At 59.1% G+C, this 14,037-nt stretch carries 9 protein-coding genes, 1 tRNA gene and 1 pseudogene; 7 read left to right on the plus strand and 4 right to left on the minus strand.

Annotated features, from left to right (window positions below; translation table 11 throughout):
- A pseudogene (locus NW843_RS03865) lies at positions 1-325 on the minus strand (RNA-guided endonuclease TnpB family protein); the annotation flags it as partial.
- A gap of 256 nt (positions 326-581) precedes the next feature.
- Here NW843_RS03865 and gcvT point away from each other — a divergent pair.
- A complete protein-coding gene (gene gcvT, locus NW843_RS03870) occupies positions 582-1,706 on the plus strand; it encodes a glycine cleavage system aminomethyltransferase GcvT (protein WP_414522168.1) in 1,125 nt (374 codons plus the stop codon).
- Positions 1,707-1,728: 22 nt separating this feature from the next.
- Here the strand turns inward: gcvT and NW843_RS03875 are convergent, their stop codons facing one another.
- Positions 1,729-2,685, minus strand: a complete 957-nt coding sequence (locus NW843_RS03875; protein WP_414375392.1) for a sigma-70 family RNA polymerase sigma factor — start codon at positions 2,683-2,685, stop codon at positions 1,729-1,731.
- A gap of 1,308 nt (positions 2,686-3,993) precedes the next feature.
- Here NW843_RS03875 and NW843_RS03880 point away from each other — a divergent pair.
- The 5 genes from NW843_RS03880 (at position 3,994) to NW843_RS03900 (ending at position 12,113) form a co-directional block, all read left to right on the plus strand.
- Entirely contained in the window at positions 3,994-4,368 is a 375-nt protein-coding gene (locus tag NW843_RS03880; RefSeq protein WP_414357757.1) for a DUF1257 domain-containing protein, read from the plus strand.
- A gap of 22 nt (positions 4,369-4,390) precedes the next feature.
- Positions 4,391-5,506, plus strand: a complete 1,116-nt coding sequence (locus NW843_RS03885) for a pentapeptide repeat-containing protein (protein WP_414522169.1) — start codon at positions 4,391-4,393, stop codon at positions 5,504-5,506.
- A gap of 111 nt (positions 5,507-5,617) precedes the next feature.
- A complete protein-coding gene (locus NW843_RS03890) occupies positions 5,618-7,993 on the plus strand; it encodes a phosphoketolase (protein WP_414522170.1) in 2,376 nt (791 codons plus the stop codon).
- Between the two features lie 186 nt (positions 7,994-8,179).
- On the plus strand, positions 8,180-9,226 hold the full coding sequence (mraY, locus tag NW843_RS03895) for a phospho-N-acetylmuramoyl-pentapeptide-transferase (RefSeq protein WP_414522172.1): 1,047 nt from the start codon (positions 8,180-8,182) through the stop codon (positions 9,224-9,226).
- A 295-nt stretch (positions 9,227-9,521) separates the two neighbouring features.
- A complete protein-coding gene (locus NW843_RS03900; protein WP_414522171.1) occupies positions 9,522-12,113 on the plus strand; it encodes a DUF3536 domain-containing protein in 2,592 nt (863 codons plus the stop codon).
- Between the two features lie 42 nt (positions 12,114-12,155).
- Here NW843_RS03900 and NW843_RS03905 read toward each other — a convergent pair.
- Positions 12,156-12,229, minus strand: a tRNA-Pro gene (locus NW843_RS03905).
- 144 nt (positions 12,230-12,373) lie between these two features.
- Here NW843_RS03905 and NW843_RS03910 point away from each other — a divergent pair.
- Complete coding sequence (locus NW843_RS03910) at positions 12,374-12,829, plus strand: HHL1-like protein (protein WP_414381947.1); 456 nt, start codon at positions 12,374-12,376, stop codon at positions 12,827-12,829.
- On the opposite strand, the gene NW843_RS03915 is transcribed toward NW843_RS03910, so the two are convergent.
- Positions 12,826-13,737: an alpha/beta fold hydrolase gene (locus NW843_RS03915; RefSeq protein ID WP_414419524.1), complete on the minus strand. Its 912-nt coding sequence runs from the start codon at positions 13,735-13,737 to the stop codon at positions 12,826-12,828. The genes NW843_RS03910 and NW843_RS03915 overlap by 4 nt on opposite strands.
- Positions 13,738-14,037: the final 300 nt, after the last annotated feature.

Raw genomic sequence — 14,037 nt, forward strand, 5'->3', positions numbered from 1 at the left:
ACTCGACCGACCGACAGTTCTTCTTGAACTGCGGATAGCCTTTCCTTGGCTCTTTGTTCTTGCAACGGCGGTAGAAGTTGGAGAGGGCAGACCAAGCTCTTTCGGCACTAGCTTGACGGGCGGCAGAATTGAGCTGGCGGGCGAAGGGGAACTCTTTGGCCAAGTCCTTGCAGAGGGAATACAGAACCGCTTTGGTCGCGCCCCGGTTATCCATCCAGTACCGTAGACACTTGTTTTGCACAAACTGCGCAGTGCGAATGGCTTCGTCCAGAGCTTGGTACTGCTCTGCTGTGCCGTTGAGCAGCTTGGCTTCTCTGACCAACATATTGCTATTTTAAAGTGCTACGCACCGCTACCGCGAACAGCGTTCCTGAAGGGATAAAACGGTCTGCGCCTTACATCCCTACCCTCAAGGGCAAGGCTTTACGGCGTTTTTTCGGTAAAACCGCAGGGAGCGCTCCAGGTTGCCGACGCGGATCATGGTGTGGAGAAGGCGCATGGCACAAGCTCCGAGAAATGGGCGATGCTGCACTTATTTTAGTCTTTGACCTTTTAGTCTTTAGACCGCTGAGGATCCCTTGATGAGCCAAACGCCTCTGCAACGCACCCCCTTGTTCTCCCTTCATCAAGCTTTGGGGGCGCGATTTGTCTCTTTTGCCGGCTGGGAAATGCCGCTGCAGTATCGGGGAGTGATAGCAGAACATCGGGCAGTGCGGGAGAGGGTGGGGACATTCGACATTTCCCACATGGGCAAGTTCACCCTCTGGGGGCCGGAGCTGGGATCCCACCTCAGCCGTCTGGTTCCCAGCGATCTGAGCGCCGTTCCTGTGGGATCCGGTCGCTACACCGTCCTGCTCAATCCACTGGGGGGCATTTTGGATGATGTCATCTTCTACCGGCATCCACCGGAGGGTGAGCTGGAGCACTGGAGCGTGATCGTCAATGCAGCTACCCGGCAGAAGGATTGGGATTGGCTCAACCACCACTTCCAAGGGATCCCCGGAGTTAACCTGCAGGATCACTCCGATGCTCAGGTTCTGTTGGCGGTGCAGGGGCCGGCAGCCGAGGAGGTTCTCCAGCCCTTTTTAGAGGGATCCCTGAAGGCTTTGCGCCGGTTTCAGCACGGTCAGTTTGCCGGAGCGGCGGGAGCCTTGGGAGAGTCTATCTTCGTGGCCCGCACCGGCTACACCGGAGAAGATGGCTTTGAAGTCATGCTCAGCCCCGAAGACGGCATCCGCCTTTGGGAGCAACTGATTCAGGCCGGCGTACAACCCTGTGGGCTGGGCTGCCGCGATACCCTGCGCCTGGAGGCTGCCTTCCATCTTTACGGGCAGGACATGGACGAGAGCACCACTCCCTTAGAAGCCGGCTTGGGCTGGTTAGTGAACAACCCAGGGGACTACATCGGCAAGCCCGCCATCGAAAGCCAACGGCAGCAAGGGATCCCTCGCCACCTGGTGGGGTTTCGCATGCTGCATCCGGCCATCCCCCGCAGCGGCTATGCCATCTACGCTCCCAACTCCCCTGAGCCGATCGGACGGGTAACCAGCGGCACCCATTCTCCCAGTTTGGGCTACGGCATCGGCTTGGGCTATGTCGCTCCGGCTTGGGCCAAGGTGGGATCCCGGCTGGAAATTGAAATTCGGGGGCAGCGCCAGCCTGCCGAAGTGGTGAAAAAACCTTTCTACAGTGCTGCGCACCGCTGACGGGAACAGGCGCAGGCTCCGGTTAACCCAGGGGGTTGAGCCGTTTGCCGGTCTTGGGAGTGGAGTATTCCTGCTGCAGCCGCCGCAACTTCCGCAAGGCCCGCCGTTCAATCTGTCGTACTCGCTCCCGCGAAAGACCGATGTGCTCCCCAATTTCCCGCAGCGTTAGGCCCCTCGATCCATCCAGCCCATAGCGAGCCACGATCACCTGTCGCTCTCGTTCGCTCAGTTGGCCCACCAGAGCGCGGACTTCCTCTCGATGGGCAACCTGGGTTAGGTGTTCGACAGGGTCGTTGTCTTCATCTGGGATAAAGTGCTGCAGTTCGGTGCCATCTTCATCCCCTACCCCCACATTCAAAGACCGCATCTCTGCCATGTGGCGGGTGATCAGCTCACGGTAGTTATCGCCGATATCCAGAGAATCAAAAACTTCTTCTGCCTGGGGGCGGGATCCCCTTTCGGCAGATAACTCGCGGTAGCGCCGCTTCACCTGGGAGACTTTTTCGTACATGTGGGCCGGCAGACGGATCATCCGCCCCTTGTTCTGGATGCCCCGGTTCACACTTTGCCGGATCCACCAAGTGGCATAGGTGGAGAACTTGTAACCACGGGTGGGATCGAACTTTTCCACGGCGCGGGTGAGGCCGATCGTGCCTTCCTGAATCAAATCCAGAAACGGCAAGCCGCGATTGCGATAGCGCTTAGCAATCGACACCACCAAGCGAAGGTTACACTCCACCATTCGTTTCTTGGCTGCTTCCCCCTGCCGCAGGATCTGCTGCAGCTCTGCCAAGGGGATCCCCAACCGCCGGCTCCAATCTTCCACCGACTCGTGGGGCTGCCGCTGTTCTAGGAGCGCCACCATCCGCTGCACCTGGTGAGCCAAACGGAGTTCTTCTTCAGCGGTGAGCAACGAGTAGCGCCCAATCGTCTTCAAGAAACGCCCCACCGCATCTTGCAAGTCAAGACTTTCCGACATATCAAACCCCACACCATAAATTCATGTCCTGTCAGAATCGCCACTTCTCCTGTTGTTGCATCAAGCCGTCTTCCTGTGTGTGAAGCTGACCTTTCTGCAAACAGCACCTTATTCATACCAGCACAAAAGCCCTTTCGTAAAGGCTTTAACTCTAAAAACTTGAGCCAGAATCGAGTGCTTGACTCACTAAATTTATTGAGTCTGGCTCACTAGACTCTATTAGGAGCGTCTAGCTGCCCATTTTGTTGATTAAAAACTCTACTAAAAGGGTGGCCGAGAAATTAACCATTTCATAAGCCTGGATTTAAGGCTTAGGAAAGTTACGAAAGATTGTTCTAAACAATCAACAAGTTTTTGATGCCAAATCAGATTGCTCATAAGCTAAGAAAGCAAATTTTTTCACTCATTTTGTTAGAACTAGAAATGGATATTTCTGTTTGCAGAACTATCGGAAGGGCTTGCTCGGCAGGGAATAGAAAGGTTCATCAGCAGGTTTTTGGAATGCCTTGAGGTGAATTTGGCACGTCATCGCCGACAACCTCAGCCGGAAACAGATGAGGACGGATCCCTGTGGGACGGGTTTTTGCTTCTGCCTCTAAACCTAGTGGAAGTTATCTCCAATACTCGACTTTGGACACTAGATGCAGATCTAAGATTTCTGTATCACCGAACACGCTAGGCGCGGATCCCCGGCATCGGTGCTCTGCACCGCCATCGCCAACGCCGCAGCGCGCACCCACATAACAAGGCAGGTCAGGTCAACCCTGCTCTGAGCAGTCCAGCCGCCATCCAGGCCCAGGTGTGCTGCACTCTTAAGGGAAAAAATGGGAACTCCGTTCCGCTCGCGCGACCCGCTGCGGGATGGTTGACCAAAAAACTGGGTTTAAAGCCCCGCCCTAAGGCCTACGGCCCGCTGACGCGACTAGGGCGGCTTTGTGCTACGCTGCCTGCGACAGCAGGGTAGTCAGCCGCTTTAAAAGCCCAACAGTCTCACGACCGGATACAGCCTCGATAGGTTTTGTGGTTGTTGTTTGCAACGGTGCCTAGGGGCATAAGGACTCTGTCCCGCTGGCGCGAGAGGGAACCGCCCCGCATTCGCATCAGCGGCGCGGAGCGCTTGGGGGAACGCCTGGGGAGATGAGCACCGCTGCTTTGGAGGGGCAACCCAAGGCGGTAAGTGCTGCCGCAGAACCAGGAACCAGAATCTCCCGCCTTTAGGCAGGGGGTTATGTCAAATTTCTTCCATAACTGCAAGGGGGCTTTATAGTGAGGATCCCAATCTCCATCCGTCAAAGGATTGGATCTGCCATGTCTCACTTCACCACCCTGCAAGTGCAAATCAAAGACGCCGATCTCCTGGAAGAGACCCTGAAGGAATTGGGCTACGCCGTGCAGCGGGATACCAGCCTGCGGGGCTATCTCTGGAACCGCACCCGTGCCGACTTGGTGATCCGTCAGAAAAATGGCTTCGACATCGGGTTTCGCCGCAACGGGGATCACTACGAGCTGGTGGCCGATCTGTGGGGGGCGGGCATCGATCCCAAGACCTTTCTGGAGCCGATCTTGCAGCGCTATGCCCACAAAAGTTTGCTGCGCTCAGCCCGTGAGCAGGGCTATGCCATCGAGGCCGAAGAAGTGCTGGAGGATGGCACCATCCGCGTGGTGGTGGGGCGTTGGGTATAGCTAGGCCCATCGGCATCCGCCCATGGTAGGTAAGCCTCAGCCGGCTGTCAGGACTGACCAGGGATCCCGGCCCCAACCTTGGGATCTGGTGTTGGGGGGGCAAACGGCAACCGGGAGCGCCCCGGCCCATGCCTTAGTGCTGGGAGGTCTCGAGGGGGCGCGGCGACGACTCGCCCATAGCGATGAAGCCGTGCGCTTAGCCACGCTATCCCAGTTGCTGCAGTACGGGTCGGCGGGCCTGGCCGAACTCATTGAAGCCCTCGCTGGCAACAGCTCTTGGGCGGTGCGGCTGGAAGCTTGGCGGCTGTTGTCTCAGCTTGGCCAGCCGGAGGCAGAACAGGCCTGTTGCACCTACAGCCCCTTTCGCCCGGTGGGGGGAGCGCAAGGGGTGATCGTGGCCTATCGGCGTGGGGAGCGGAACTTTGCCTACGCCGACCTGGAGGGAGTGGATCTGCAAGAGGCGCGGCTAGGGGGCGTTAGCCTCTACGAAGCCAATTTGAGAAAGGCCAACCTGCGCCTTTGCAACTTCAACGGCGCCCACCTGCGCCGGGCGGATCTGCGCCAGGCCAATTTGCAAGAGGCCAAGCTAAGCGGCGCCGTCCTCGAAGGAGCCGACCTGCGGGGATCCGACCTGAGGGGGGTAAAAGTTAGCGGCACCAGCCTGCGGGGATCCCGGCTTTCGGAAGAGACCCACCTGGAAGAACGGGTGCGCCACATTTGGCAGTTGCAAAACTGGGGGGGACAGGGGCAAGATTTCTCCGGCCAAGACCTGAGCAAAGCCGATCTGCGAGAACTGGTGCTCTGTCAGATCCGGCTGAGGGGAGCGGATCTGAACCGGGCCGATCTGCGCGGATCCAACCTGGAGGGAGCGGACTTGGGGGGAGCCAACCTACAGCGGGCGGACTTGCGGGGGGCCAACTTGCAAAATGCCGACCTGGAAGGGGCCAATCTCAGCGGCGCCGAGCTGCGTCAGGCCCAGTTTCAGGGGGCTAACCTGCGGCGGGCCGATGTCAGCGGGGCCAACCTAACCCAAGCCAACCTGGAAGGAGCTCAGATCGAAGGGTTAAAGCACAGCGGATCCCGGATTGCCGGCCTGATCTTTCCCGACGGCACCCCGATCAAGCCCTGGTGGTGGTAACAGGTGCCTACCGCTCACCCAATGAGCCAAATCCAAAGGAATCCCAAGATCCCCCGGCAATTGGGCAAACCCGGATCACCATAGGAGTAGAGATACCTATGGGGTACAGCTATGGTTCTGGCAGAACAGCTCTCGACAAAACCGCTCACCGCCGACGAGCTTCGCAAAATGGATGCCTACTGGCGGGCCGCCAACTATCTGTCGGTCGGGCAAATCTATTTGATGGACAACCCGCTGCTGCGAGAACCCCTAAAACTGGAACATGTGAAGCCACGCCTGCTGGGGCACTGGGGCACCACACCCGGGTTGAACTTCATCTACGTGCATCTCAACCGCATCATCAAACGGGAAAACCTCAATATCCTCTACATCACCGGCCCCGGCCACGGTGGCCCTGCTCTGGTGGCCAACACCTACTTGGAAGGCACCTACAGCGAGGTGTATCCCAACATCGGCCAAGACGCCGAAGGCATGCGCAAGCTCTTCAAGCAATTCTCCTTCCCCGGCGGCGTGCCCAGCCACGTGGCTCCGGAAACCCCTGGCTCCATCCACGAGGGGGGAGAACTGGGCTATGCCCTGGCCCACGCCTTTGGGGCTGCCTTTGATAACCCCGATCTGCTGGTGGCCTGTGTGGTGGGGGATGGAGAAGCGGAAACCGGCCCCTTGGCCGCTTCCTGGCATTCCAACAAGTTCCTCAACCCCATCCACGACGGAGCAGTGCTGCCGATTCTGCACCTGAACGGCTACAAGATCGCCAATCCCACCGTTTTGGCCCGCCTCAGCCGTGACGAGCTGCAAAATCTGTTTGTGGGCTACGGCTACAAACCCTACTTCGTAGAAGGCTGCGAGCCGGCAGAGATGCACCAGTTGATGGCCGCCACTTTGGACACGGTGATCCACGAGATCCAAGAAATCCAGCAGCATGCCCGCAGCAAAGGGGATCCCACTCGTCCCCAATGGCCGATGATCATCCTGCGCACCCCCAAAGGCTGGACCGGCCCCAAAGAGGTGGACGGCAAAAAGGTGGAAGATTTCTGGCGCTCCCACCAAGTGCCCCTGGCGGATCTGGCCAAAAAACCGGAGCACCTCAAGGCTCTGGAGGACTGGATGCGCAGCTACAAGCCGGAAGAACTCTTCGATGAAAATGGCCGTCTGCTGCCGGAGCTGCAAGAGCTGGCCCCCAAAGGGGAAAAACGCATGGGGGCTTTGCCCCACGCCAACGGCGGCCTGCTGACGCGGGAGCTGAAAATGCCGGATTTCCGTCGCTACGCCGTGCCTGTCCCCCGCCCCGGCACCACCGAAGCCGAAGCCACCCGAGTTCTGGGGCAATTTCTGCGGGATGTGATGAAGCTCAACCCCCACAACTTCCGCCTCTTTGGCCCCGATGAAACCGCTTCCAACCGCTTGGATGCTGTGTTTGAGGCCAGCGACCGCACCTGGGTAGCTCCCATCTACGATTGCGACGAGCACCTCTCCCCAGATGGACGGGTGATGGAGATCCTCAGCGAGCACGTCTGTCAGGGCTGGCTAGAAGGCTACCTGTTGACCGGGCGACACGGGTTCTTTTCCTGTTACGAAGCCTTCATCCACCTGGTGGACTCGATGTTCAACCAACACGCCAAATGGTTGAAAACCACCCGGCACATTCCTTGGCGGCGGCCCATTCCTTCCCTCAACTACCTGCTGACTTCCCATGTGTGGCGGCAGGATCACAACGGCTTCAGCCACCAGGATCCCGGCTTTTTGGATCACGTGGTCAACAAAAAGGCCGAAATCATCCGCGTCTACCTGCCCCCGGATACCAATACTTTGCTCTCGGTGGCCGACCACTGTCTGCGCAGTCGCCACTACGTGAACGTGATCGTGGCAGGCAAACAGCCGGCCCTGCAGTACCTGGATATGGATGCGGCCATCAAGCACTGCACCCAGGGCTTGGGCATCTGGGAATGGGCCAGCAACGATCAGGGTTCAGAGCCGGATGTGGTGATGGCCTGCTGCGGCGATGTGCCGACGATGGAAACCCTGGCGGCGGTGGACTTCCTACGGCAGCACCTGCCGGACATCAAGATCCGGGTGGTGAATGTGGTGAACTTGATGAAGCTGCAGCCGCCCAGCGAACACCCCCACGGCATCAGCGATGTGGATTACGCCAGCATCTTCACGCCGGACAAGCCCATCGTGTTTGCCTTCCACGGCTATCCCTGGCTGATTCACCGCCTCACCTACCGTCGCCCCAACCACCACAACTTGCACGTGCGCGGCTACAAGGAGGAAGGCACCACCACCACCCCCTTCGACATGTGCGTTCTCAACCAGGTGGATCGCTTTAACTTGGCCAACGACGTCTTGGAGCGGGTGGATCGCTTCAAGTACCGGCGGGATCACGTCCAGCAGCTTATCCGGGACAAGCTGGTGGAGCACAAGCAGTACATCTGCAAACACGGGGAAGATCTGCCGGAGGTGCGCAACTGGAAGTGGCCCTATTGAGTGGCCCTATTGAAGGGATCCCCACTCAACTAACTTTCGCCTCTGAGCTCTGGCAGGATAGAGTTTTCTTGGGCTCTGCCTGCCGGAGTTTTCTGAAGTCTAGAGGTTGAGGGTGTGAGGGGTTCAGAAAGGGTGGATGCGGATACACTTCCCGATCTGGAGGTGGAAGAAACAGAGTGGGGCGGGATGGCGCTCTCGCTGGGGCTGGGTTTGGCCCTCTCGACCCTTGTGATCGGGATCCGCCCCCAGGTGGTCGTTCCTTTTGGGTTGAGCGCGTTGGGTTCGGCCCTGCTGGGATCCCTGCTCATCCCCGGGTTGCGGCGCTGGAAGGCGGGGCAAGTGATCCGCCAGGAGGGGCCCCAATCCCACCAGAAAAAAGCAGGCACACCCACCATGGGCGGGATCAGCTTTTTGCCCGTGGGGCTACTGGTGGCCGGGATCTGGAAAGGCCTACGGCCCGCTTACGCGAACGGCTGGGATCCCCATTGGCTGGCCGTCGCGCTGCTCACGCTGGCCTACAGCTTTGTCGGCTGGCTGGACGATTGGCTGGTGATCCGACAGCAATCCAACAAGGGGTTGTCTCCCCAACACAAGCTGTTGCTCCAGGTGGGAGTTGCCCTTGGGTTTTGTGTCTACCTGGCCTGGCAGGGGATCCCGACCAGTCTGACCTTGCCGGGGATAGGCACCCTCTCTCTGGGCTGGCTGTTCTGGCCCTTGGCCCTGTTTGTGTTGGTGGGCACCAATAATGCCGTAAACCTCACCGATGGTATGGACGGCTTGGCGGCAGGGGTGGTGGCCATCCTGCTGATTGGGCTGGGGCTCCTTCACAGGGATCCAGAGCTATCGGTGTTGGCTTTCACCCTGAGCGGTGCCTGCTTGGGGTTCCTGGTTCACAACCACCACCGGGCGCGGCTGTTCATGGGCGATACCGGATCCCTGGGGTTGGGGGGCGCTCTGGCCGGGTTGGCGCTGCTGGGGGATCAGCTCTGGGCCTTGGCCCTGATGGGGGGAGTGCTGGTGGCAGAGGCGCTGTCGGTGATGCTGCAGGTGGGCTACTTCCAATACACCAAACGCAAAACCGGCACAGGCCAACGGCTGTTGCGCATGTCGCCCTTGCACCACCATCTGGAGCTGGGGGGCTGGTCGGAGGTGCAGGTGGTGGGATCCCTCTATGGGATAACGGCGCTGCTGGTGGGGCTGGGCTGGGCCTGGTGGCACTGGACCGGAATGTGAGTTCGAGCTGGGGATCCACCGGGATTCCAATGAGGGCCTGACCTCAAACGGGTTGTTCGGCGTGGGAAATGGCCACCGGCAGATCGGCCCCCACCCGCTAAGTCCCGGGATCCCTTCTGTTGTGAGGAAAACGCAAAGATTACTGACCGATGTTTGTTCCCTGTCAAATTTCCAACTGAATCTTTTACATTCACCGTTGCAGATCGGGGATCGCTGTAACGTATGGATATGAACTTAAGTTAACAGTGCGTTCCCCTGTAACCCAGTTGGGGGCCTCTAAAAGGAGTACGATCCTATGCTGCCGAGTGGCTCCAAAAATTCCGATAGGCCAGCGGCACAGTCAGAGCCCAGCGATTCGGTCTCCGACCCGCCGATGCAAGCGGCTCCTTCTCCGGCAGGTGCTGCTGAGCTTTCCTCTGCGCGGCCGTACGTGGTGTTGCACGGCCATTTCTATCAGCCGCCCCGAGAGGATCCCTGCCTCAACCGCATTCAGCGACAGCCGAGCGCCAGCCCCTTTCACGACTGGAACGAGCGCATTTGGGCGGAATGTTACCGCCCCAACGCCTTTGCCCGCGTTCTGGATGACCAAGGACGGGTGGTGCGTATTGTCAACAACTATGAATTCCTGAGTTTTAACTTCGGCCCCACTCTCCTCTCTTGGTTAGAGGAGCATGACATTGAAGTTTACCAACGCATTTTGGCCGGCGACCGTCTCAGCGCCGAGCGGCTGGAGGGTCATGGCAATGCCATCGCCCAAGTCTACAACCACGTCATCCTGCCCCTGGCCAACGGGCGAGACAAGTACACCCAGATCCGCTGGGGAATTGCCGATTTTCAACACCGCTTTGGGCGCCATCCCCAGGGGATGTGGCTGGCCGAAACCGCCATTGATGCAGCAACGGTCACGGCCTTGGTCGAATGTGGGATCCGCTTCGTCATTTTGGCCCCCAGCCAAGCGCAGCGCATTCGCCCCTTGGGACAAACGGAGTGGATCGACGTTAGCCAAGGCCAGATCGATCCCCGCCGGCCCTACCGCTGCTTTACCCCCGATCGGGAGGGGTACTTGGATATTTTCTTTTTCGATGGCCCCATTTCCCGTGACTTGGGCTTTGGGGATATCGTTTACAGTACTTATTCGCTGGCGGAGCGGATCCGTTCCGCTCTGCGCTCGGACAAAGAGGGGGAAGCCTATCTGGTCAACTGTGCCACCGATGGCGAGACTTTTGGCCACCACAAGCGGGGTGTAGAACGCACACTGGCCTATGCCTTTTGCGAGGAATTTCCCCGCCGGGGCTGGCAGGTGGGCAATTACAGCCATTTTCTCAGCCAACATCCCCCCACTTGGGAGGTGCAACTGAAACCGGTCACCGCCTGGAGCTGCGCCCACGGGGTAGGACGGTGGTCGCGAGACTGTGGCTGCGGAGCGGTGGGAGGGTGGCACCAACGCTGGCGGCAACCGCTGCGGGAGGCCCTCAACTGGCTGCGGGATCAGCTGGCCGAGATCTACGAGACGGAGGCCAGAGCCTACCTGCGGGATCCCTGGCTGGCGCGGGATCGTTACATCGAGGTGATTTTGGATCGGGAGCGCTGTGATGCCTTTTTGCAGGAGCACCAAAGCCACCGCCTCACCGCCGAAGATCGGGTGCAAGTGCTGCGCCTGTTGGAGATGCAGCGCTACAGCCAGTTGATGTTCACCAGTTGTGGCTGGTTTTTCGAGGAGCTATCCCGTCCTGAAGGGGTGCAGATCCTGCGTTACGCGGCACGGGCTATCCAGTTGGCGGCAGCAGTGGCGGATGTCAACCTAGAAGAGGAGTTTTTGCAGCGCCTGAGCAAGGCCCCCAGCAACCTCGACCTCTACAGAGATGGCAAGGGGGTCTATTGCGCCTTGGTGCGCCCCAGCTTGATCAGCCCGCAACGGCTGGTGGCCCGGCACGCCATGTTTTCCCTGTTTAACGGGATCCCCCGTTCCCAAGGATATGTGCTGGATCAAGTGGATCAAGAGCGCCTGACGATAGGCGGGTCGACACTGGCTATCGGGCGGGTGAAGCTCACTTTTCCCACCACCCGCGAAGAGCACGATCTAATCTACGCCGTGCTCCACCTCGGCGGCTGGGACTTTCAATGTGGCGTCAAGCCGTTTGCTGGGCGGCGCATCTACGAGCAGATAAAAGCGCGGCTGCTGGCCGGATCCCACAGTCGGATACAGATGATCCTGACCCTGCAAGACCTATTTGGGCCGGAAACCTTCGACTTGAACGCCCTCGACGACGAAGATCGGCAGCAGATGATGCGCTGGCTCACTCAAGATACCCTAGACCGCCTGGCCCAGCTCTACCGCCAAACCTACCTGGACAATTACGGGGTCTTGATGGCCTTTCGGGCCGACGGCCTGCCGATCCCGGAAGAGTTGTTGGCTGCCGCTCAGATCACCCTCAACCAACGCCTGTTGACCAGTTTGCGGGCGATGGAAATGGAAGAGGGCAAGCGGGATCACCTGCTGGAATTGCGGGCAATTGTGCGCGAGGCCGAGCAGTTGGGGTGTCAGTTGCGGCGGGAAGAGGCAGCCCGGGTTCTGGATCGGCTCCTGCAGCGGGGGATGTGGCACCTTGCCCACGCTTTTGAGCCGGAGACCTTCGGCGAACAGCTCTACAACCTGGAAGAATGGCTGCAATTGGCTGCAGACCTGCGCCTGCCCATCAACTTGGATCGCCTGCAAGAGCTCTATCTGACAGCGCTGGAGCGTCAAATTGGCCCGCGTTGCCCAGCTTGGCCCCAAGAAGACTGCCGAGACATTTCTGCCGAAAACCTGCACCGCCTCTTACAGGTTGGGCAGCGAATTCGGGTCAACGTCAATGCCTGGCTGCGTCACCTACACCCCCAAAATTAAACCCCCAAGATTAAGTTGAGAGCTCAGTGAACTTTAAAGCCATCGGGATGACAGGATTCGAACCTGCGACCCCTTCGTCCCGAACGAAGTGCGCTACCAAGCTGCGCTACATCCCGACTGACAGGCCCCTTTAACCGCCCGCCGAAGCTCAACAAGTATAGCACGCCGGCTACGGACAATGAGGACAAGGGATCCCCAGCAGAGAAGGGGATCCGATCTGCGCTAAGCTGCAAAAAATCCCCCCTCTCGTCAGCCCAAGTATGAGTCAGTCTAAGGGTTTCCGCAAATCCAAGCCTGAGAAAAAACCGGCCAGCTCCAACACTGCCAAGCGCAAGGAAGCCGCCAAACGGTACGACGAGCTGAAAGCCAAGGGGATGCCGGAGTTCAACATCTTTGCCCGCCGTCGCCAGCCCGCGCCTGGCCAGCCCAACCCTTGGCTGCCGGTGGGATCCCTAGCAGTGGGACGTTCCAGCGCCATTCACCAAGCCATTTTCCAAAACGAGGAAGAACTCAAAAAAGCAGCCGTCAGGCTGTTTCCCCGTCTCGGCAAGGTGAAAGATGACCTGGAGTTTGGGTTTCGCCTTAAGGACAAGGACTTCCAAGACGAGCCGATCCAGGTGGCGATCCGTCCCCAGCCTTCACCCCTTCAAGTCTGGATGGCCAAAATCCGAGGTTGGTTGGGCCTCTCCGGCAAAGGAACCTCCAAAAAAGCTTAGACCGCCGCAAAGGCCCTGGGCAGCCAGCCCAAAATCAGAGGGTTGACCACCTCTGGGCGCTCGTCGTGGGGGCAATGGCCTGTATTGGGAATGGGCAAGAACTGGTAGTCGATCCCTTTCACGTGGTTTTGAAAGCCGCGACCCCGTTGAATGGGCGTCCAGGGATCCCCTTCTCCCCAGAGCACCAACAGCGGGCAGCGCACCTGAGGCAATAGGGCTTCAGGAGTTGGGCCAGGGGGAGCGGTGAGAATCGAGGCAAACACCTGCTGAGCGCCCACATCACAGGAAGGGGCATAGAGAATCTCCACCAGCTCATCCGTAATGGCGGCGGGGTTGCGGTACACCTGCTCCAGAGTTGCGCGAATACGCTGCCGCTGCCGCACCCGATCGAACAAAAACGGCCCCGTCACCGGAGAAGCCGCCAGAGCGGTGAAAACACTCATGAAAAGGCGGAAAATCGGGCTGAGCTCATGGGAGCGATGGTTCAATCCCCCGGCGCAGTTGAGCAACACTGCTCCTGCTGTTAACTGGGGATGCCGGGCAGCCATGATCAAGCTGAGCAAGGCACCGATGGAATTGCCGATAAATACAGCAGGCTGCTGAATGTGCTGCTGCCAAAAATCCACCAGCAACTCCGCCCACAGATCCAAGGTGTAGGGGAGAGCAGGCTTGGCCGAGCCGCCAAACCCCAGCAAATCCAGGGCATAGACCCGGTATCCTGCCGCAGCCAGCACGGGGATGTTGTGCCGCCAATGGCCGATGGAAGCCCCAAATCCATGCACCAAGACCAGCGGGGATCCGGATCCCTGCACCACATAGCGAATGGCATGTCCGCGCCAGCTCCAGACTTGGGGAGCAAAAGGAGCAATGGCATCAACCGCAGAACCGGCAGAAGAAGCAGTCAGCACAGCCTGAAAACAGACCCAGTTAAAGATGTAGGTAGAAACTCAGAGCCATCCCTGTTCATCATAGCTTCGGAATGCCTTTGTCTCCCGTCTCTACTGCCCTGCCTGCTGCTGCAGTTGCGGGTTCAGGTGCCGCCGAGGTGGGGTTGGGCCGGTCAACATGGGACGAAAGCATGCTGGACTTCTTGGGATCCCCGCCCTTGGCTGGATGGCATAGCACCCGGGGATCAGCTAGAAATCGCAGGAGCCCCGCACTGTGCCCGTAGGGTCACTGCCGGGAGGAATGCGCTTTGATGAAGTACA

This window comes from Synechococcus sp. R5-12, from assembly GCF_047502655.1.
Taxonomy (GTDB): domain Bacteria; phylum Cyanobacteriota; class Cyanobacteriia; order Thermostichales; family Thermostichaceae; genus Thermostichus.

Coding starts and splice junctions, on each gene's coding strand:
- gcvT (WP_414522168.1), top strand. CDS start 582: ATGAGCCAAACGCCTCTGCAACGCACCCCCTTGTTCTCCCTTCATCAA.
- NW843_RS03875 (WP_414375392.1), bottom strand. CDS start 2,685: ATGTCGGAAAGTCTTGACTTGCAAGATGCGGTGGGGCGTTTCTTGAAG.
- NW843_RS03880 (WP_414357757.1), top strand. CDS start 3,994: ATGTCTCACTTCACCACCCTGCAAGTGCAAATCAAAGACGCCGATCTC.
- NW843_RS03885 (WP_414522169.1), top strand. CDS start 4,391: ATGGTAGGTAAGCCTCAGCCGGCTGTCAGGACTGACCAGGGATCCCGG.
- NW843_RS03890 (WP_414522170.1), top strand. CDS start 5,618: ATGGTTCTGGCAGAACAGCTCTCGACAAAACCGCTCACCGCCGACGAG.
- mraY (WP_414522172.1), top strand. CDS start 8,180: ATGGCGCTCTCGCTGGGGCTGGGTTTGGCCCTCTCGACCCTTGTGATC.
- NW843_RS03900 (WP_414522171.1), top strand. CDS start 9,522: ATGCTGCCGAGTGGCTCCAAAAATTCCGATAGGCCAGCGGCACAGTCA.
- NW843_RS03910 (WP_414381947.1), top strand. CDS start 12,374: ATGAGTCAGTCTAAGGGTTTCCGCAAATCCAAGCCTGAGAAAAAACCG.